The 19,074-nt window shown below is 56.9% G+C and carries 18 protein-coding genes and 1 pseudogene; 10 read left to right on the top strand and 9 right to left on the bottom strand.

Annotation, left to right across the window (positions count from 1 at the left end; all coding sequences use genetic code 11):
* Positions 1–10 precede the first annotated feature (10 nt).
* From lnt to H3L93_RS09965, 7 genes are all read right to left on the bottom strand, one after another.
* Positions 11–1,558, bottom strand: a complete 1,548-nt coding sequence (gene lnt / locus H3L93_RS09995) for an apolipoprotein N-acyltransferase (protein WP_003793493.1) — start codon at positions 1,556–1,558, stop codon at positions 11–13.
* Positions 1,559–1,803: 245 nt separating this feature from the next.
* Positions 1,804–3,636 (bottom strand): protein-disulfide reductase DsbD, encoded by a 1,833-nt coding sequence (gene dsbD / locus H3L93_RS09990; RefSeq protein ID WP_003793495.1) that lies wholly within the window; start codon positions 3,634–3,636, stop codon positions 1,804–1,806.
* A 290-nt stretch (positions 3,637–3,926) separates the two neighbouring features.
* The gene (gene recA / locus H3L93_RS09985; protein WP_040558052.1) at positions 3,927–5,018 is read right to left on the bottom strand and encodes a recombinase RecA; all 1,092 of its coding nucleotides are present in this window, start codon (positions 5,016–5,018) and stop codon (positions 3,927–3,929) included.
* Between the two features lie 205 nt (positions 5,019–5,223).
* On the bottom strand, positions 5,224–5,559 hold the full coding sequence (locus H3L93_RS09980) for a DUF4298 domain-containing protein (protein WP_003793501.1): 336 nt from the start codon (positions 5,557–5,559) through the stop codon (positions 5,224–5,226).
* A 33-nt stretch (positions 5,560–5,592) separates the two neighbouring features.
* Complete coding sequence (locus tag H3L93_RS09975) at positions 5,593–6,183, bottom strand: plasmid pRiA4b ORF-3 family protein (protein WP_003793502.1); 591 nt, start codon at positions 6,181–6,183, stop codon at positions 5,593–5,595.
* A gap of 77 nt (positions 6,184–6,260) precedes the next feature.
* Entirely contained in the window at positions 6,261–8,147 is a 1,887-nt protein-coding gene (locus H3L93_RS09970; RefSeq protein WP_003793504.1) for a PglL family O-oligosaccharyltransferase, read from the bottom strand.
* A 4-nt stretch (positions 8,148–8,151) separates the two neighbouring features.
* Positions 8,152–8,505, bottom strand: coding sequence for a DUF2069 domain-containing protein (locus tag H3L93_RS09965; RefSeq protein WP_040558054.1), 354 nt, complete (start codon positions 8,503–8,505; stop codon positions 8,152–8,154).
* A 373-nt stretch (positions 8,506–8,878) separates the two neighbouring features.
* On the opposite strand from H3L93_RS09965, the gene cysK reads away from it, so the two are divergent.
* From cysK to yaaA, 6 genes are all read left to right on the top strand, one after another.
* On the top strand, positions 8,879–9,811 hold the full coding sequence (gene cysK, locus H3L93_RS09960) for a cysteine synthase A (protein ID WP_003793511.1): 933 nt from the start codon (positions 8,879–8,881) through the stop codon (positions 9,809–9,811).
* On the top strand, positions 9,811–10,026 hold the full coding sequence (locus H3L93_RS09955) for a hypothetical protein (protein WP_003793513.1): 216 nt from the start codon (positions 9,811–9,813) through the stop codon (positions 10,024–10,026). The genes cysK and H3L93_RS09955 overlap by 1 nt, the downstream gene beginning before the upstream one ends.
* Before the next feature lie 50 nt (positions 10,027–10,076).
* Positions 10,077–10,541 (top strand): hypothetical protein, encoded by a 465-nt coding sequence (locus tag H3L93_RS09950; RefSeq protein WP_003793515.1) that lies wholly within the window; start codon positions 10,077–10,079, stop codon positions 10,539–10,541.
* Positions 10,542–10,703: 162 nt separating this feature from the next.
* Positions 10,704–11,180 (top strand): transcription elongation factor GreA, encoded by a 477-nt coding sequence (gene greA / locus H3L93_RS09945; RefSeq protein ID WP_003793517.1) that lies wholly within the window; start codon positions 10,704–10,706, stop codon positions 11,178–11,180.
* Between the two features lie 105 nt (positions 11,181–11,285).
* Entirely contained in the window at positions 11,286–12,713 is a 1,428-nt protein-coding gene (locus H3L93_RS09940) for a HAMP domain-containing sensor histidine kinase (RefSeq protein ID WP_003793520.1), read from the top strand.
* A gap of 103 nt (positions 12,714–12,816) precedes the next feature.
* The gene (gene yaaA, locus H3L93_RS09935) at positions 12,817–13,602 is read left to right on the top strand and encodes a peroxide stress protein YaaA (protein ID WP_003793521.1); all 786 of its coding nucleotides are present in this window, start codon (positions 12,817–12,819) and stop codon (positions 13,600–13,602) included.
* Positions 13,603–13,697: 95 nt separating this feature from the next.
* Here the strand turns inward: yaaA and H3L93_RS09930 are convergent, their stop codons facing one another.
* Complete coding sequence (locus H3L93_RS09930) at positions 13,698–14,150, bottom strand: EVE domain-containing protein (RefSeq protein WP_003793523.1); 453 nt, start codon at positions 14,148–14,150, stop codon at positions 13,698–13,700.
* Positions 14,151–14,320: 170 nt separating this feature from the next.
* Positions 14,321–15,022, bottom strand: coding sequence for a helix-turn-helix transcriptional regulator (locus H3L93_RS09925; protein ID WP_003793526.1), 702 nt, complete (start codon positions 15,020–15,022; stop codon positions 14,321–14,323).
* A gap of 38 nt (positions 15,023–15,060) precedes the next feature.
* Between H3L93_RS09925 and H3L93_RS09920 the strand changes: the two genes are divergently transcribed.
* From H3L93_RS09920 to H3L93_RS09905, 4 genes and pseudogenes are all read left to right on the top strand, one after another.
* Positions 15,061–15,201 carry a hypothetical protein gene (locus H3L93_RS09920; protein WP_003793528.1) on the top strand — a complete coding sequence of 47 codons (141 nt, stop codon included), beginning with the start codon at positions 15,061–15,063 and terminating at the stop codon, positions 15,199–15,201.
* Between the two features lie 101 nt (positions 15,202–15,302).
* On the top strand, positions 15,303–16,598 hold the full coding sequence (aroA, locus tag H3L93_RS09915; RefSeq protein ID WP_003793530.1) for a 3-phosphoshikimate 1-carboxyvinyltransferase: 1,296 nt from the start codon (positions 15,303–15,305) through the stop codon (positions 16,596–16,598).
* 144 nt (positions 16,599–16,742) lie between these two features.
* Positions 16,743–18,044: pseudogene (locus H3L93_RS09910) on the top strand (subtype B tannase); the annotation flags it as partial.
* A gap of 132 nt (positions 18,045–18,176) precedes the next feature.
* Positions 18,177–19,046, top strand: a complete 870-nt coding sequence (locus tag H3L93_RS09905; protein WP_003793533.1) for a prephenate dehydrogenase — start codon at positions 18,177–18,179, stop codon at positions 19,044–19,046.
* Positions 19,047–19,074 lie beyond the last annotated feature (28 nt).

Genomic DNA, 19,074 nt, shown 5'->3' with positions numbered 1-19,074 from the left:
TATTTCACCCTTATTTTGTATTTTCAGGCTGCCTAAACCGCCATTTCAGCCACACGGCTATCGCAGCCAGCAAGCCAATAAACGGCAGCGAGCCGCCGAGCCGCATAAATGGTGTTTCGCCTGTCATGCCTTGCACGCTGCCTTCTAGCACGGTGGCGGTGTTGGGCGCGGCTTGTTGCACGATGCTGCCTTGCGGCGAAACGATGGCGGTTGCGCCTGTGTTGGTGGCGCGAATCATGTAGCGTCCGAGTTCTAGGGCGCGGGTTTGCGATTGTTGCAGCTGCTGCCACATGGCGTTGGAATCGCCATACCACGCCATGTTGCTGGCGTTGGCCAGCAGGGTGGCTTGGCGGGCGGAGGCGATGAGTTCGTCGCCAAAGCCGTCTTCGTAGCAGATGTTGAACGCGACTTTTTGGTTTGCCATGCTAAACGGGGCTTGCGCTGCGCCGCCGCGTTGGAAGTCGCCCAAGGGCATGTTCATGGCGTTGTAGAGGAACTGGGTGAGCGGTTTGAGCGGTTTGTATTCGCCAAAGGGGACAAGGTGGTTTTTGGCGTAGATGGGCAGCTTTTCAGGCTGCGTTTGCGGGGTGTAGTCGGTGAGGTTGACGATGGCGTTGAGGTAGTTTTCGCCATCGGCTGTAAACAGCGGCACGCCCACGGCAAGGCTGCTGCCGTTGCGGCGGGCGGTTTGGGCGAATTCTTGGATGATTTCGCCGGGGGTGTTTTGCAGGAACACGGGGAGGGCGGTTTCGGGCAGGATGACGATTTGGGCGCGGGTGGTAGCGACTTGGCTCAGATAGCGTTGGTAGGTGGGGAGGAGTTGGTTTGGGGCGAATTTAAGCCGCTGTTCTATGTTGCCTTGCGCGAGTGCAACGGTGGTGGGGCTGCCTGTGGGTTGGGTGAACGCGATGGTACGCAAAAGGCAGCCTGAAAGCAGGATGGCAACGATGCCGACGGCGGCGGCGATGCGGGGCTTGGCGGTTTGGCTGTTTACCAGCAACACCAGCCATGTGCCCATCAGCGCGGTGGCAAAGGTAACCAAGTGGATGCCGCCCAGCGGGGCAAAGCCTGCCAGCGGGCTGTTATCGGCGATTTGCGAATAGCCCAATGCGCCCCAGCCAAAGCCTGTGAGCAGGCGTTCGCGGGCGAATTCGGTGAGCGTCCACAGCACGGGCAAGCCGATGCCGAGCCCCACGTTGCGCGGCAGCCTGAAATGGCGGTAAAGCCAGAAGGCGAGCGCGGGATAGAGCCCCAAAAAGGCAGGCAAAAGCAGGGTGAGCGGCAGGGCGAAATATTCGGGCAGCTTGGCGATGCCGTGCAGCGCGGTGTGTATCCACCAAAATTGGGCGGTGTAGCCAATCAAGCCAAACCAGTAAGCAGAACGCACGGCGCGATGCGGTTTAAGCTCAATCAGGCGTACCAAGCCGCCGAACAGTAGCGGCATCAGCCAGAAGTGGTAATAGGGGGCGAAGGTGAGCGGGGTGGCGAGGGCGAGGGCGGTGAGCAGGAGGCAATAGACGGCGGGGATTTGCCAGATGCGGTCAAGTTTGGGGAACATGGCGGTGGAGGGATGGGAAAAAGGTGGGGATTATAGCGGGGGATTGGTTTTCAGGCTGCCTTTGTGTAGGGAAAAGGCAACCTGAAAACGGCATTTATTCCATTTCAGGCTGCCTTTATCAAGCACACAAAGGCAGCCTGAAAACCATCCCAATAAAAATCATCCCCATCCCAAAAAGCCGTTTCACCTTTCCAGATGGGGATAACCGTTTTAGCTTCGCAACTCCGCTGCGCTACGCAGGCTGCCTACTTCGCTTGCGCCCGATACCAAGCCACAAATTCATCGGCAGGCGCGTAGCCCAGCAAGCCTGCGCCGTGGCTGCCGTCGGCTTTAAGCACAAACAAACCGGGCGGGCCAAACAGCCCGTATTTTTTCAGCAACGCCTGATGCTCGGGCGTGTTGGCGGTAACGTCGATTTGCATCAGCCGCGCCATCGGCACCGCCGCCTGCACTTGCGCCGCACCAAAGGTTTTCGCCTCCATCTCCTTGCACGACACGCACCAATCGGCATAAAAATCCAGCAGCACAGGTTGGCTTGGATCGGCGGCAAAGGCAGCCTGAATCGCCTGTTCCAGCTCGGCAACGCTGGCGGTTTTGATGCCGTGCACCGCATGGGACGATGGCTGATGCAGGGTTAAAAATTCGTGCATCGGCGTGGTTTGTCCGCGCACGCTTTGCACGCCGAACCACGCGCCCATCGCCAGCAACACCGCGCCCAAGCCCAGCGCAACCGTTTTCAGGCTGCCTGAAAACGCGCGGGCGCAGTAAAACAAATACACGGCAGGCGCAACCAGCAGCGCGGTATAAAGCCCCGCCACCACGCCATACGGCAGAAACGGTGTCGCCAAATACACCGCCACCGCCAGCAAAATCACGCCAAACGCATATTTGATGCCGTTCATCCAATCGCCCGCGCGCGGCAAAATATGCCCGCCAAACGTGCCAATCAACATCAACGGCACGCCCGTGCCCAACGCCATTGCGTATAACGCCGCCCCGCCCAACAGCGCGTCGCCCGTTTTGCCGATGTAGCCCAGCGCAAAAGCCAACGGCGGCGCAACGCACGGACCAACGATGAGTGCAGACAGCATCCCCATCACAAACACGCTCGCCACCTTGCCGCCCGACAATTTATTGCTCTGGGTTTGAAAATAACTTTGCAACGCGCTGGGCAGCTGGATGTTAAACAAGCCGAACATCGACAACGCCAGCAGCACCATCAAGCCCGCCGCTGCCAAAACCACCCAAGCCTGTTGCAGCCAAACGGTGAGCAACGCGCCCGTCAGCCCCGCCAGCACGCCCACCAGCGTGTAAGTCAAAGCCAAGCCTTGCACATACACAAACGACAGCGCAAACGCCCGCCGCTTGCCGCCCGATTTGTCGCCCACGATGATGCTGGACACAATCGGCAGCAGCGGATACATACACGCAGTGAAACTCAACCCCAAGCCAAACACAAAAAACCACAGCAAATTGCTACCGATGGTGTCGCGCGACAGGGTGAAACGGCTGTCAGCATTGGCGGACGAAAGGGGAGCATTCTGCGTTGCCGCGGGTTGCTCCACGGCTAACGAATCCGCCTGAACGCTCCCCTGCGGCTTTACAAACATATCCTTCGCGTTATCCGCCGCCACCTCTTGCGGCGCATATACGCCCGGGCCGTTGATGCTCAATTCCGTGTCCACAGGCGGGTAGCACACGCCCGCTTCCGCGCAGCCCTGATAATGCAGCGTGATTTTATAAGCCGCGGGCGCAGGGCGGGCGTAATCCCATTTCACGTTCGCCGCGCGGTGGTACACCACTTGCTTGCCGAAAAACTCGTCTTCCTTTTGCTCGCCTTGGCTGAACGCCGCCTGGTCGCGCAACAGCTTTTCAGGCTGCGTATCCGCCGTAATCTTGCCCTGATACAGATAATAGCCATCGGCGATTTTAAACTGTACGTCCACACCCTTGTCCGACGCGGTTACCGTGGGCACAAACGCCTGCTCGGGCGGCAACAAATCATCCGCGTTCACCGCCGCATGGGCAAACTGCGTCAGGCTCAAACACGCCGACAGCGCGTAAATAAATGGTTTCATCGGGATTCCTTTCTCTATTTTCCGTTTGCAGGCATCGTTTGCCGGATAGGCAGCCTGAAAATAAAAACGGGCGCATTATCGCTTGTTTTGCGCTGCGGCGCATCCGCTTATCTGCTCAATAGATTGCCTGAAAATTGCAACGATAGCCTGGAATAATGGCAAGCGTTTTTCAGCCCTTGATTTTCAGCACTTGAAATACTGTAAACAAGGCTAGGGCGGTTTAAATTGAAAAAGGCAGCCTGAAAACGCACGTTCTCGTTTTCAGGCTGCCTCTGTTTGAGGTTTAACGATTATTCTTCGTCGGGCATTTCACCATCGGTTTCATCCAAAACGTCTTCGGTGATGATGGGGTTTACCAAGCCTTCGGCGCGGATTTTTTCGGCGATTTGGTTGGCGATTTCGGGGTTTTCTTTCAGCCAGATGCGCACGTTTTCTTTGCCTTGCCCGATTTTGTTGCCATCGTAGCTGTACCACGCGCCCGATTTTTGGATGATGCCGTATTTGTCGCCCAAATCAATCAACTCGCCCTCCCAGCTGATGCCTTCGCCGTACAGGATGTCAAACGCAGCGGAGCGGAAAGGCGGCGCCACTTTGTTTTTCACCACTTTCACTTTGGTTTCTTTGCCGATTGGTGTTTCGTCTTTGCCTGTGGGTTTGATTTGCGTTGTGCCGCGAATGTCTATGCGCACGGACGAATAGAATTTCAGCGCGTTGCCGCCGGTGGTGGTTTCGGGGTTGCCGAACATCACGCCGATTTTCATGCGCAGCTGGTTGATGAACACCACCAGCGTGTTGGTTTTTTTGATGTGCCCCGTGAGCTTGCGCAAAGCTTGGCTCATCAAACGGGCTTGCAAGCCGACGTGGCTGTCACCCATGTCGCCTTCAATCTCGGCTTTGGGCACCAGCGCGGCAACAGAATCCACCACCACCATGTCCACGCCGCCTGAGCGCACCAGCATATCGCAGATTTCCAGCGCTTGCTCGCCTGTGTCGGGTTGCGACACCATCAAATCTTCCACTTTTACGCCGAGTTTGCGGGCGTAAACGGGGTCAAAGGCGTTTTCGGCATCAATAAACGCGCACACGCCGCCGATTTTTTGGCATTGGGCGATGGTTTCCAGGCAAAGCGTGGTTTTGCCTGATGATTCCGGCCCGAAAATTTCCACGATGCGCCCGCGCGGCAAGCCGCCTACGCCAAGGGCGAGGTCCAGCCCGAGCGAGCCTGTGGAGATGACTTGCAGCTCTTCTTGCGGCGTGCTGCCGTCCATTTTCATAATCGCGCCTTTGCCGAAGCTTTTTTCAATTTGGGCGAGGGCGGCTTTGAGCGCGGCGGCTTTGTCGGTGGGTTTATCGGTGTTTTTGTCGGATTTCTTTTCTGCCATGATTGGATTCTCTTGTTGCATAGGGTTTTTGACGGGGGCGGATTATCGCATAGTTTTCAGGCTGCCTGAAATGGGATTGTGCGGGGATGCTGCTTTCGCTTTGCTGTTTTATTTTCTACACAGGCTGAGCCTTGTTTAACGTTATGTGGTGATAAACCGTTGCCGTTCCATGCGCTACTGGAGCGTGCATGGTTTTCAGGCTGCCTTACGCGCGGTTTTCGGGGTCAAGCGCGGCGGTGGCTTCGCGCAGCCATTGCCATGCAAGGCGGTAGTGGTCGTCGAACGCGTCAAACAGCGTGTCTTCGCTCAACACGCTGTATTCGCCTTCGGTGCGCAGCGACACGGGCAGCCCGTCCGCCACGGCATTCGTGTATGCCATATATTCGGCGGCGTAAAACTTGTCCAGCTCCGTCATGATTTGCGCCGCCTGCCGCCATTGCTGCTGCGCGGCTTCAAGCTGGGGCAAGAGTTGCAGCCAGCGGCGGTATAGGGCTTGGATTTCGTCAATGCGCTGCTGCGCTTGTTCGGGGGTGAGGGGCATGGGGGTTCCTTTCTTTGCATAATTTGGCGGGGGCTACAATTTTAATTTTTTCGGATCAAAGGCGGTGGGGTCGTATTTTAAAATTCGCTTGGTGTAATAATCGGTTAGCTCGGCTAGTTCTTCTTGATAGGCGGGGTTATCGCGGTTGGATAGGATTGTTAGGATGTGAGCATAACCATACACGCCGCCGCAATTTTCAAATGCAGCATGGTTTGCGCCATCTACGCAGTGCGGCAGGCGAATTTTGGGTGGTTTAACCATCAAGGCTTCGCAGTAGATTTCATGCTCCCAGCTGTCGCCAAAGTCGTACACATAAAACAGGCTTTCGCCAACTTTTAATACTTTGTGTAATGGTGGCGCGGGCGGATATTTGCCGTTGTCATCGGGCTCAACCATGCTTCCATCTTCGTCCGATGGGGGATACAAGACTTCTCCCCAAGGGTCGCCTTGGCAGAATTGGAATAAGTGCTCGTGATTCCATTCAAAAGCGTTTTGGATAACATAATGCAAATTGTGTAAATCAAAATGCACGGGCACCAATATTCTGCGCCAAATATCGGGCTTGGAATCTATTAAGCGGATATGCAGTTGATAGACTAATGTTGCAGGCGTTCTTTTTGCCATGACGCTTCCTTAAATGATTGCGAGAAAAGGAAATTATCTCAAATTTATTAGCGATGGATAAAGGATTGCTTGCTGTTTTATTTTTTTATATTGCTCGCCCCGCTCCCTCGCATCGCACGCAAATTCTTCAACACATCTTCAATCGCGGGCTTGGCTGGCGCAGCTTGGGCGCAAATGGGGATTTGTTCTACGCTGGTGTAATAAGCGCGGCATTGGGCGGTGAAGTCGGCTTGCAGCTGTGGGTAGTAGGGGCTGTCCATAATCGGGTCGGAATAGGCGGAGAATTTGCTGGGGTAATAGTGATACATCAGCATCATCCAATCGCGGGCAGCCTGAATTTTGCCTGCGCGGTAGGCGGCAAAGGCGTAGCGTTGGGCGTTGGCATAGGGGCGGTAGCGCAGCGACTCGGCGGCTTCTTCTGCCCATGGCGGCACCGTTGCGCTGCTGGGGTCAAAATGGCTGATTAGCTGGAAATGGGCGTAGTAGCGGAGCATGGCGTTGTGGCGGGCGATGCGTTGCAAGCCGGCGATGTTTTTGGCTTGTTGCGCGGTGTTGCCGCCGCCGGCGGAAAATTGGCGCAAGTCTTGATACACGGTTGCGGTGTACACAATGCCTGCGCTCAATAGCGCGATTGCCAACGCGGTAGCGGCGTAAACCGTTTTCAGGCTGCCTACTGGCGGTTGGGCGGATGCTTTTGCCGATGCGGGCGCAAAGCCAATAAACAGGGCGAAGATGCTTAAAAAATAGATGTACCACAGCGGATATTCCAGCGCGCTGTGCACCAGTGAAACGCCCATCAGCGCGAGGATGAACACGCCCGCGGGCGCGTTGGCGCGTTGAAAGCAGCCGCGAATCGCCCAAAGCATGCCCAATAAAACCAAGGCGGTGCCTACAATGCCCATTTCAGCGAGCAGGTTGAGAAAGGAATTGTGGCTGTGGGTAAACAACACATCAGTTTCATACGGGCGGAAGGTGGTGGGGTAAACATTGGTTAAAAAACCATACAGCGGATAGCTGCCCCAGCCATGCCCAAACCACGGCGCGGATAGGAAAATTTGCCACGCTTTTTGCCATTCGTAGCCACGCCCCGAGCCGGCGATTTGCGAGCCGCTGCTGATGCGGTCTGCCGCGCTGGTGATTGTGCCTTCGCGGAACAAATCCAACACAGGCTCAACGGCAAATTGCCCCAGCAGCACCAATGCCGCCGCCAAGCCCAAGCCCCACACCGTGCGCGTGCTGAGGCAGCCTGAAAACAGGCGATACAACGGCAGCAGCACCGCCATCGCCAACACATAGCCAAAAATCGTGCGCGAACCCGTTAAGCCCATAGTCGCCGCAATCAACAGTATCAACGGCACGGCAACAAACCACGCCAAACGCCGTTGCGCCCAAAGCCAACCCGCCGCCAGCATGCCCCACATCAAATAATGGGCAAAATGGTTGCGCTGGGCAAGCTGCCCCTCCACAATGCCTTTGCGATACATCAACACGCCGTGGAATTTTCCTGCCAAATCAGTATATTGCAGCCAGCCCACCATCGCTTGCAACACCGCGCCCAGCAGCAGCGTGCCCGCCAACACCGACAACGCCCGCTCCGCGCCCAACCGCGCCATCCAACCACGGCACGCCCAGCACAGCAACGCCAATATCGCAAACGTCCACGCCACCATGTCGCTCATGCCCGTATAAACAAGCTGCATAACACGCGCCTGCGCCGCCCAAAAAACCGCCAGCGCCACAAAATAATACGATGCGGCGGGCGGGCGCGTTTTCAGGCAGCCTGAAAACAAGGTCAGCGCCACCAAAATCAAACCGCCCAGCAGCGAGCCCGCTTCCAAAAAGAAGCTGGGCAACGGCCCCACGCGCATAATGGAAAACGGCACGGCAACCGCAATCAGAAACAAGCCCAGCCAAAGCGGCAGCGTTTCTCGGGTAAACAAAGTATCGCGTTGAGACAAATCCATGCGTTTAATCTTTCTTTTTAAACTGTTTCAAATACAACAGGCAACACACAAAAAACGCCGCCGAAAGCACCGTTTCCACGCCCGCCAGCGCGCGGCTTAACGGCGTGGGGTCAAACCAGCGCATCACGCTTTCGCAAAAATACGCCAAAACCAGCATAGAGCAATATTGATAGGTGTACACCCGCCCGCGCAAAATCCCGCGCAATGGCAGCAGCAAGGGCAGCAGCTTAATCAGCAGCAACGCACGCCCCGTATGCAGCGGCGCAAACGCCCAATCCCACAGCAGCGTGAGCGCAATCAGCGCACACCAAGCGGCTTGCGCAAGCCAAAGAGAATAGGGCGGACGATTGTTGTTCATAAGAAAACCTTGTTGAGGCAGCCTGAAACGGGAAAAAGCGTTTTCAGGCTGCCTAATGTGTTTGTTATCAATCAGGCGCAACCAATCATCAGGCAGCCTGAAAAGCATACGGCGAACACGCAACCCATTTTAGCTACGCTGAACTGCGTTTCAGGCTGCCGTGTTATATAGATTGAAACCTTTGCAAAGGTTTCAGATTGGCAAGCAAATAAATATCGGATTTAACAATCCGACCCCATAATATCGCCAAAAAAAGCGCGGTATTATATCGCCCAGTTATAAAACAAAGTAACAGAAATTCTTTTATTTTCCCCCTATTCCCCCGTAACATAGCCCAATCGCAATTTTGCAAAACCAACCAAAGGACGCAATCATGGCCATCGCAGCAAACATCAACGCCTTAATCGGCAACACCCCCCTTGTTCAGCTTAACCAGCTCGCGCAAGGCTTGCCCGCCCGCGTGGCAGTTAAACTGGAATTTTTTAACCCCGCTGGCAGCGTGAAAGACCGCATTGCCATCGCCATGGTGGAAAGCGCCGAGAAAGCCGGTAAAATCAAAGCAGGCAGCACCATCGTGGAAGCCACCTCGGGCAACACAGGCATCGGCTTGGCGATGGTGTGCGCGGCAAAAGGCTACAAGCTGGCCATTGTGATGCCCGAAAGCATGAGCAAAGAGCGCAGAATGCTGCTGCGTGCCTACGGTGCAGAGCTGATTCTCACCCCCGCCGCCGAAGGCATGAGCGGCGCGATTGCCAAAGCCGAAGAGCTGGTGAAAAACCATCCCGACACCCACTTTATGCCGCGCCAGTTTGACAACCCCGCCAACCCCGAAATCCACCGCCAAACCACCGCCGAAGAAATCTGGCGCGACACCGACGGCAAAGTGGACATTTTCCTCGCCGGCGTGGGCACAGGCGGCACGCTCACCGGTGTGGGTGAAGTGTTGAAAGCGCGCAATCCCAACGTGCAGATTTATGCCGTGGAGCCCGCCAATTCGCCCGTGTTGAGCGGCGGCGAAAAAGGCGCGCACGCCATTCAAGGCTTGGGCGCAGGCTTTGTGCCCAGCATTTTGAACACTGGTGTTTATGGCAGCGTCATCACCGTAACCAACGAAGACGCGCTCGCCACCGCCCGCGCACTCGCCGAAAAAGAAGGCATTTTGGCGGGCATTTCATCAGGCGCGGCGGTATGGGCGGCGCTTGAACTGGCGAAAAAACCCGAAAACGCCGGCAAGCTGATTGTTACCGTGTTGCCCGATTTCGGCGAGCGTTATCTTTCCACCGCGCTGTATGCCGATTTGGCGTAATGCCCGTCATTAAAGGCAGCCTGAAAACGCCGTTTGCCCGTTTTCAGGCTGCTTTTTGTTTGCCCGATTTGGATGCGTGTGAACAAGCAGAGCGCGTTGAGGCAGGCGCATCGGCATCATCCTGTTTTCAGGCTGCCTGTTCATCCCGCCCAAGGCAGCCTGAAAATCCTGCCCATCCAACCCGCCCGCAAAACTTTGCGCTATTGCAAAAATAGGTTAATATTCCGCGTTAATAAGACTCGGAATATTACTCGGAGACCCAGCCATGATGAAAAAAGCCCTTACATTAAGCCTGCTCGCCATCGCGTTGAGCGCGTGCCAAAGCGGATTCAACAGCGGCCGCACGCCATCGAGCAGCGTTTCCGCCGCAGGTTTTAGAATGAAATCCAGCCATTATTCCGATGTGGCGAAAATCCGCGCCGAAGCCAACCGCTTGGGCACGCAAGTGCGCGAAGGCAAGCTCACCAAAGTGCAGGCCGCGCAGCATTTGAACCGCTTCCGCTTGGATTTGGTGGGGCATAACAATGTGGACGACAGCGTGTATGAAGTGTATCTGCGCTCCGCTGTCGACAACCAACGCGGCAGCATCACCGCGCAACAGCAACGCGCCTATGTGGAAAACGCGCTCAAAGGCTGGCAGCAACGCTGGTCGTCCATGCACGAAAAACCGAACAACCCCGCGTTCACCAACTTCCTGTTGGAATTTATGGGCATGAAACCATTGCAATAAATCGCGCATTTGATACAATGCCGACCAATTTGATTGACTCCGCAAGCCGCATTTCAGATGTGGCTTGCCTTTTTATTGATACCTAAAACTCATTTTCAGGCTGCCTCATCATGTTCCGCAAAGGCAGCCTGAAAACCAAAATCTCATCGGAGTAACACGAACATGCAAAAAATCCCTTTAACCGTTGCGGGCGCAGAAAAGCTCAAAGCCGAATTGCAACAGCTCAAAAGCGTTGCCCGCCCCGAAGTCATCGCCGCCATCGCCGAAGCGCGCTCGCATGGCGATTTATCGGAAAACGCCGAATACGAAGCCGCCAAAGACCGCCAAGGCTTTATTGAAGGGCGCATCGCCGAGCTGGAAAGCAAGCTCTCGCACGCGCAAATCATCGACCCCAAAGAAATCCACGCCGAAGGCAAAATCGTGTTTGGCGCAACGGTAACCGTGTCTGACTTGGAAACCGACGAAGAAGCCACCTATCAAATCGTGGGCGACGACGAAGCCGACATCAAAATCGGCAAGATTTCGGTGAACTCGCCCATCGCCCGCGCCATGATTGGCAAAGAAGAAGGCGACGTTGCCGAAGTGCAGGCTCCCAGCGGCGTGCGCGAATACGATATTTTGAACGTGCAATACATTTAACAGCGCACACTCAGCCCAGCCCTTGTTTGCCCGCAAGGGCTTTTGGCATTTTCAGGCTGCCTATATAATCCCGCATCAACCAAATTAACCTGCCAGAGCGCATTCATGAAACTTTTTCAACGCATCTTCGCCACCTTTTGCATGGTCATCATCTGCGGCATATTCGTTGCCAGCTTTGCCTTTTGGGTCATCCAAAACCGCCTGTCGGAAACCCACACCCAGCAAGCCCGCAACATGGAAACCGCCCTGCTCGCCAACGCGCTGGTAACCTTCCAAACCCAAGGCGCGCAAGCCACGCGCGAGCTGTTGCAACGCTGGCAGATGCCCACCGCGCAAAACATCTACATCATCACAGGCAGCACGGGTTCCGACATCCTCAACCGCAGCATTCCCGCCGGCGAGATTGAACACGCCTACGATTTCGCGCTTAAAAATCCGTCGTCCAACCAATCGCTTATCTATCTTGACCCCTACGGCGAAGAATATCTGTTTTTCATCCGCAATTTTGACAAACCGCGCATAGAACGCCTGCCCACCTTTATGATTCCGGGGCTGCCGATTGCCCCCGTGTGGCACGAATTCATCGTGTTCGGCGGCGTGCTCATCATCGGCTTGCTGCTGGCGTATATCCTTGCCAGCAACATTTCCAAACCCATCCGCATCCTTGAACACGGCATGAACCGCCTTGCGGCAGGCGAACTTAACGCCCGCGTATCGCAGCAGCTGGACGACCGCAAAGACGAACTCTCCAACCTCGGCATCCAATTTGACAAAATGGCGGCGCAGCTGCAACAACTCGTTGAAAAAGAACGCCATCTGCTGCACCACGTTTCCCACGAAATGCGCTCGCCGCTTGCCCGCATGCAAGCCATTGTGGGGCTGATTCAAGCCCGTCCCGAAAAGCAGACCGAATACATCACGCGGCTGGAAAACGAACTCACCCGCATGGACGACCTTGTGGGCGAATTGCTTACCCTATCGCGCCTAGAAACCGCCAACATCCCCATGGAAAAAGAGCCGCTGGCGATTGTGCCGTTTATGCAGCAACTGATTGAAGACAGCCAAGACGTTGCCGCACAAAACAACGATACCCTGCTGCTGGACACAGGCAGCCTGAAACCCACCACCAAGCTAGAAGCCAACGAAAGCTATCTGTATCGCGCGCTGGATAACGTGATTCGCAACGCCATGAAATACAGCCCGCAAGGCAGCACCATCCGCGTTATCCTGCACGAAGACCGCCGCAACATCCACATCGTCATCATCGATAACGGGCCGGGCATCAAACCCGAGCAGTTGCCGCACATCTTCACCGCGTTTTACCGCGCCGACAGCAGCAACAACACCTCGGGCACAGGCTTGGGGCTGGCGATTACCAAACACATTGCCGAGCAGCACCACGGCAAACTCATCGCCGAAAACGTGCAGCCCAACGGCTTGAAAATGCACTTTATCCTGCCCAAGCTCGGCAAACAAAAAGCCCCCAAAAAAGACAACCACGAGCCCGCCGAAAGCAACCGTCAGGCAGCCTGAAAATCCATCCGCAGCCATCCTGTCGGCGGCATCCGGTTTTCAGGCTGCCTCAGATACGCCGGACCGCGCACAAACGCACTCCCCATCCCCAAAGGAACCCGCCATGTATTTCCTGCTTTCCCCCGCCAAAAACCTCAACGAAAGCCACGAATTCACCCCCAAATTCTATTCCACCCCGCCGCTGCTCAACCACGCCGCAGAGCTGATGCACACCCTGCGCCAACTCGCCCCGCAGCAAATCGCCGAGCTGATGCACGTTTCCGACAAAATCGCCCTGCTCAACACCGAGCGCAACCAAAACTGGCAGCCCCCGTTCACGCCCGACAACGCCAAACTCGCCCTCTATCTATTTAACGGCGACGTATACGACGGCATCGCCCCCCGCAGCCTCGCCGAAGAACACATCAGCTACATCCACAACCACGTCCGCATCCTATCAGGGCTATACGGCATCCTGCGCCCGCTGGATTTAATGCAGCCCTACCGCCTAGAAATGGGCACCGCCCTTGCCAACCCGCGCGGCAAAAATCTCTACGAATTTTGGGGCGACATCATCACCGAACGGCTCAACAGCACACTGCAATGCGCCGAAGACAACATCGTTATCAACCTCGCCTCGCAAGAATACTTCAAAGCCATCCAGCCCAAAAAACTCAACGCCCGCATCATCACCCCCGTGTTCCAAGACGAAAAAGACGGCAAATACAAAATCATCAGCTTCTACGCCAAACGCGCCCGTGGCTTAATGGTGCGCTACGCCGCACAACACGCCATAGAAAACGCCGAGCAGCTGAAAAACTTTGACCTGGACGGCTACCGATACAACGCCGCCGCCTCCAACGAAAACGAATGGATATTCCAACGCCGCGCGCAGGAGAGGGCAGCCTGAAATCTTCGCAAAACCGTAGGTCGGGCATGGATGCCCGACGTTTTTTTGTTGCGGCATACACGCAGGCTGCCTTGATAATAGGCAGCCTGAAAACGTTAAAACAAACCGGCTTGCTGCGGATTGGGCGCGGAGGCGTTTTCAGGCTGCCGCAGCATATAGCGGGCAATCCAGTTGAAAAAATCGGCGGAAATTTCAAAATGCCCGTAGCGCAGCATGCCGGCGTATCGCTGCCATTCGCGGTGTTGGCGGGCGATGCTGAGCGGGCAATCGCGCGCAATCTCGGCATAGGCGACATTGCGGCGAAAGGGGATGAAGTCGGCGCTCATTTGAAACGGGTAGGCTTGGTCGTCGGCAATCTGCCCGACTGCGGTAAAGGCTTGCAGCTTTTCGTTGCCGTGCAAACGGATTTTGGGGCTGTAATACAGCAGCCAGTCGCCACGCTGCATGCGGTTGAGCGGGGCGGCTTTGCCGTGGCAGACTTGGCAGAAGCCGCCTGCCACGCCGCGCAAAACGTGTTCTTGGCAAACCGTGCCAATCCAGTATTTCATGTTTGCTCCTGCGGTGGGGTGGATGGGAAACGGTGTTTCAGGCTGCCTTTTAGGGTTGATTGAAGTTGCGATGATACGGCGTTGCCGCCTTGTCTCATTTTCTAATCAACCCTAAAAGGCAGCCTGAAACACCGTGTTGCAATGATACGCGCGGGGTGTGTCAGTTTGTGTCAGCAGTCTTTGGCGCGGATGTTTTCGCGTTGCTGCCATTGGCGCAGCAAGAGTTCGTGCGGCGTGGAGCTGGGGCTGCCAAGGGCGATGCTTTGGATGCGGTCGCAGCGGAAATGGCGGAAGTCTTGCCGTTGCTCGCACCATGCGGCCAGCAGGCGCACTTCGGGGAAATAGCCCAGCGCGATGGGCTGGATTTGGCGGCGGCTGGGGTTGCCGTGTTGGTCGGTGTAGCCGATGATGAGGCGGCGGTTTTCGCGCAGGGCTTGGCGGATGGGGGCAAGGGCGCGGATTTCTGCTTCGCTGTATTGCGGCGCGGGGCTGATGGAAAACTGCGCGTTGGCGGCGGTGTGGGACAGCCACGGCGGCAGCACGCTGCGGATTTTGGTGAGCGCGTGTTCGGCAGCTTGGGCGAGGGTCGGCTCGGTGTGCCCCGCTGCCCAGCGTATGCCGATGATGATGGCTTCCAGCTCGCTTTGGCTGAACATCAGCGGCGGCAGTTGGCTGTGGTCGCTGTGCAGCTGGTAGCCGATGCCTGCTTCGCCGCGAATGTCTGCGCCTTGCGCGCGCAGGGTGTCGATGTCACGGTAGAGCGTGCGCGGGCTGATGCCCAGCTCGGCGGCAAGCTCGGCGGCGGTGGCGGGGCGTTTGCTGCGGTGGCGCAGGATGTGGAGCAGTTGGAGCAGGCGGGTGGATTTGGTCATGGCGGTTTCAAGTTCAACGGGATGGGTAAAACGGGAGGGTGAGCGGCGCAACCACGGCTGGTGATTTTCAGGCTGCCTATGCCAAGGCAGATTTTATCGCTGCTTGGCGTAGCATGGCGCGCGGCATCGCCACCCCGATTGCCGCCCGCATTGTACCGCGCACCCCCGAGGCAGCCTGAAAACACGCAACGCGCGTTTGGGCATCGCGCAATCCGCGCAATCCCTTATTCAACTATATTCAACTATAATCCGCCTTTCCCATTGTTCCCCAAAGCCCATCATGACCGAATCCCTCACACTCGCCCCGCGCCGGCTCAAAGCGCACAACACCGTTGCCCTGCCCGGTTCAAAAAGCATCAGCAACCGCACCTTGCTGCTGGCGGCTTTGGCAGACAACGCCTGCGAAATCCGCTCGCTGCTCAAATCAGACGACACCGACCGCATGCTGGAAGCCCTTGCCGCATTGGGCATCAAGCTGGAAACCACGCCATCAGGCAGCCTGAAAATCCAAGGCAGCGGCGGCGCATTCCCTGTAAAACACGCCGATTTGTTTTTGGGTAACGCGGGCACGGCGTTTCGCCCGCTTACCGCCGCGCTGGCGATTTTGGGCGGCGATTATCATCTGCACGGCGTGCCGCGCATGCACGAACGCCCGATTGGCGATTTGGTGGACGCGCTGCGCTTGGCGGGGGCGCGGGTGGATTATTTGGGCAACGCGGGCTTTCCGCCGCTGCGCATCCATGAACGCGCGGATAACGGCATGCGCCAGATTCCGATTAAGGGCAATGTGTCCAGCCAATTTCTCACCGCGCTGCTGATAGCGTTGCCGCTCACGGGCGAGGCATTTGAAATCCGCGTGGCAGGCGAGCTGATTTCCAAGCCGTATATTGATATAACCTTGAATTTAATGAAACAATTTGGCGTGAGCGTGGCAAATCAGTCGCATCAGGTTTTCAGGCTGCCTGAAAACGCGCGTTACCATGCGCCACAGGTGGTGAACGTGGAAGGCGATGCGTCCAGCGCGAGCTATTTTTTGGCGGCGGGCTTGATTTCAGGCTGCCCCGTGCGCGTAACAGGCTTGGGGCGGAACGCGATTCAGGGCGACGTGGCGTTTGCGCACGAACTGGAAAAAATCGGCGGGACGGTGCAATGGGGCGACGATTTTATTGAAGTTTCCCGCGCGGCGGGGCAAGCCGTGTTGCCGTTTGACTTGGATGCCAACCACATCCCCGATGCCGCGATGACGCTGGCGGTGGTGGCGCTGGCAACGGGCGCGCCCTGCCGCATCCGCAACATCGCCTCTTGGCGCGTGAAAGAAACCGATCGCATCGCCGCGATGGCAACCGAGTTGTGCAAGCTGGGCGCAACCGTGCGCGAAGACCCCGATGCCATCCGCATCACGCCGCCCGCCGCGCTCACGCCCAACGCCGCGATTGATACGTATGACGACCACCGCATGGCGATGTGTTTCTCGCTGGTGTCGCTGATGGGCGTGCCGATTATCATCAACGACCCCAAATGCGTGGGCAAAACGTTTCCGCAGTATTTTGATGTGTTTAATGCGTTGAGCGCGTAGCATAGAGACAGCCTGAAAGTTTGTTTTCAGGCTGCCTATCCACTATATTCCCCCTTTCTCCACCCACCCCAAAGGTCTCCCCATGAACCAACCCCTCTCCGCCGTCCTGCTTGCCGTTCTCGCCGCGCCCACCCTTGCCGCCCCCGCGCCTTTGAAAACATCGTGTATGTTCTAAAACCCGCCGACACCCGTTACCAAACGCTGAACGTTTACATTCCCGAAGCCTATTTTTCAGGCGGCAGCATTGACGGCTACACCGCGCAAACCGCCCCCATCTTCTTCCCCAACAACATCGGCGGCTATATGCCCGCCACCGCAGGGCAGCCTGAAAACGACCAACGCGCAGGCGGCAAGCCCAACGCCATTATGCTCGCCCTATCCAAAGGCTATGTGGTTGCCAGCGCAGGCGCACGCGGGCGCACCGAAGCCAACGGGCACGCCCCCGCCGCCATCGTCGATTTAAAAGCCGCCGTGCGCTACCTCAAAGCCAACGACCAAGCGATGGCAGGCGATGCCAACAAAATCATCAGCAACGGCACCTCCGCAGGCGGCGCACTCTCCGCCCTGCTTGGCACCAGCGGCGGCAGCAAAGACTACGAACCCTATTTGCGCCAACTGGGCGCAGCCCGCGCCAACGACACCATTTTCGCCGTGTCCGCCTATTGCCCCATCACCAACCTAGAATACGCCGATGCCGCCTACGAATGGCAGTTCAACGGCGTAAACGACTACCAAAAAATAGACATCTCCATGCTGGACTACAAAGTAGAACGCAAGCTGGTAAAAGGCACGCAAACGCCCGCGCAAATCCAGCTTTCAGGCAGCCTGAAAGCCCTGTTTCCCGCCTATGTAAACAGCCTGAAACTCAAAAACGCGCAAGGCACGCCGATGACTTTGGATGCCAACGGCAACGGCACGTTCAAAACCGAAATGGAAGCCATGCTGCTGCAATCGGCGCAAAAAGCATTAGACAACGGCAAAGATTTATCCGACCAAACATGGCTCACCATCCAAAACGGCAAAGCCATCGCCGCCGACTTTGCCGCCTACGCCCAATTTGTCGGACGGCAAAAAACCGCGCCCGCGTTTGACGGCGTAGATTTGTCCACAGGCGAAAACCAGCTTTTCGGCGACGCGCGCACCGACAAAAAACACTTCACCGCGTTTAGTCTCAAAAACAGCACCGTAGCAGGCAGCCTGAAAGCCGATGCCCACACCGTCAAGCTGATGAATGCCATGAACTACACCAGCCCTACGCAGCACTACCGCATCCGCGTAGGCGAAAACGACCGCGACACCTCGCTGGCAATCGGCTTACTCTTATCGCTCAAACTGAAAAACAGCGGCAAAAACGTGGACTACGCCCTGCCATGGGGCGTGCCACACAGCGGCGATTACGATTTAGACGAACTGTTTGCATGGATGAAAAGCGTGGCGATGAAGTAAGCACGCATCAAGGCAGCCTGAAATGTGCCGTGCTTCATTTTCAGGCTGCCTATGCCCCCGCAAAAGGCAGCCTGAAACGGTATAATCCCCCGCCATTGCCATCCCCCAGCCCCCTTTTTCAGGCTGCCCACCATGACACTCAACCAAATCACCCTAATCGGCGTAGGACTAATCGGCGGCTCGTTTGTGCTGGATTTGAAACGCCAACGCCTTGTCCGCACCGTTATCGGCATCGACACCCGCCCCGCCAATCTGGAACGCGCCCTCGAACGCCGTGTGATAGACACCGCCGCCAGCCAAATCACCCCGCAAGCCGTCCGCAACAGCGATTTGGTGCTCATCGCTACTCCCGTTGCCGCGCTGCCCGCCATCTGCCAAGCCCTCGCCCCGCTGTTATCCGCCCGCACCATCGTCAGTGACGTGGGCAGCACCAAGCAATCCGCCCTCGCCGCCTTTGCCCAGCACCTGCCGCAGCACTATCCCCGCTGCGTCGCCGGCCATCCCATCGCCGGCTCAGACCGCAGCGGCGCGCTGGCGGCGCGGTTCGGGCTATACCAAGGCAAAAAGCTCATTCTCTGCCCGCACGAACAACAAGACAGCGGCAGCCTGAACACCGTCGCCGCGCTGTGGCAAAGCATCGGCGCGCAAGTCCACCAAATGACCGCCGCCGAACACGACCGCATCTTCGCCGCCGTGTCGCATTTTCCGCACCTGCTCGCCTTCGCCTATGTGCACCAAATGCTGGACCACCCGCAAGGCGCGCGTTATCTCCAATTCGCAGGCAGCGGCTTTCGCGACTTCACCCGCATCGCCGCCAGCAGCCCCGAAATGTGGCGCGACATCGCCCTTGCCAACCGCGACAGCCTGTTGCAGCTCATCGGCGAACAAAAACAGCAGTTAGACAAATTGGAACGCAGCCTGAAAAACCGCAACGCGCAAGAACTGCACGACTATTTTCAGGCTGCCCAACAGCTGCGCGAAGAATGGGGCGACACGCATTAGTGGCAGCCTGAAAACGCAAAATGGCGCG

Origin of the sequence: Kingella oralis, from assembly GCF_014054985.1 — a bacterium.
Lineage (GTDB): Bacteria > Pseudomonadota > Gammaproteobacteria > Burkholderiales > Neisseriaceae > Kingella_B > Kingella_B oralis.
The sequence above is the reverse complement of the archived record's forward strand: the minus strand, read 5'-3'. Positions and strand labels throughout refer to the sequence as shown.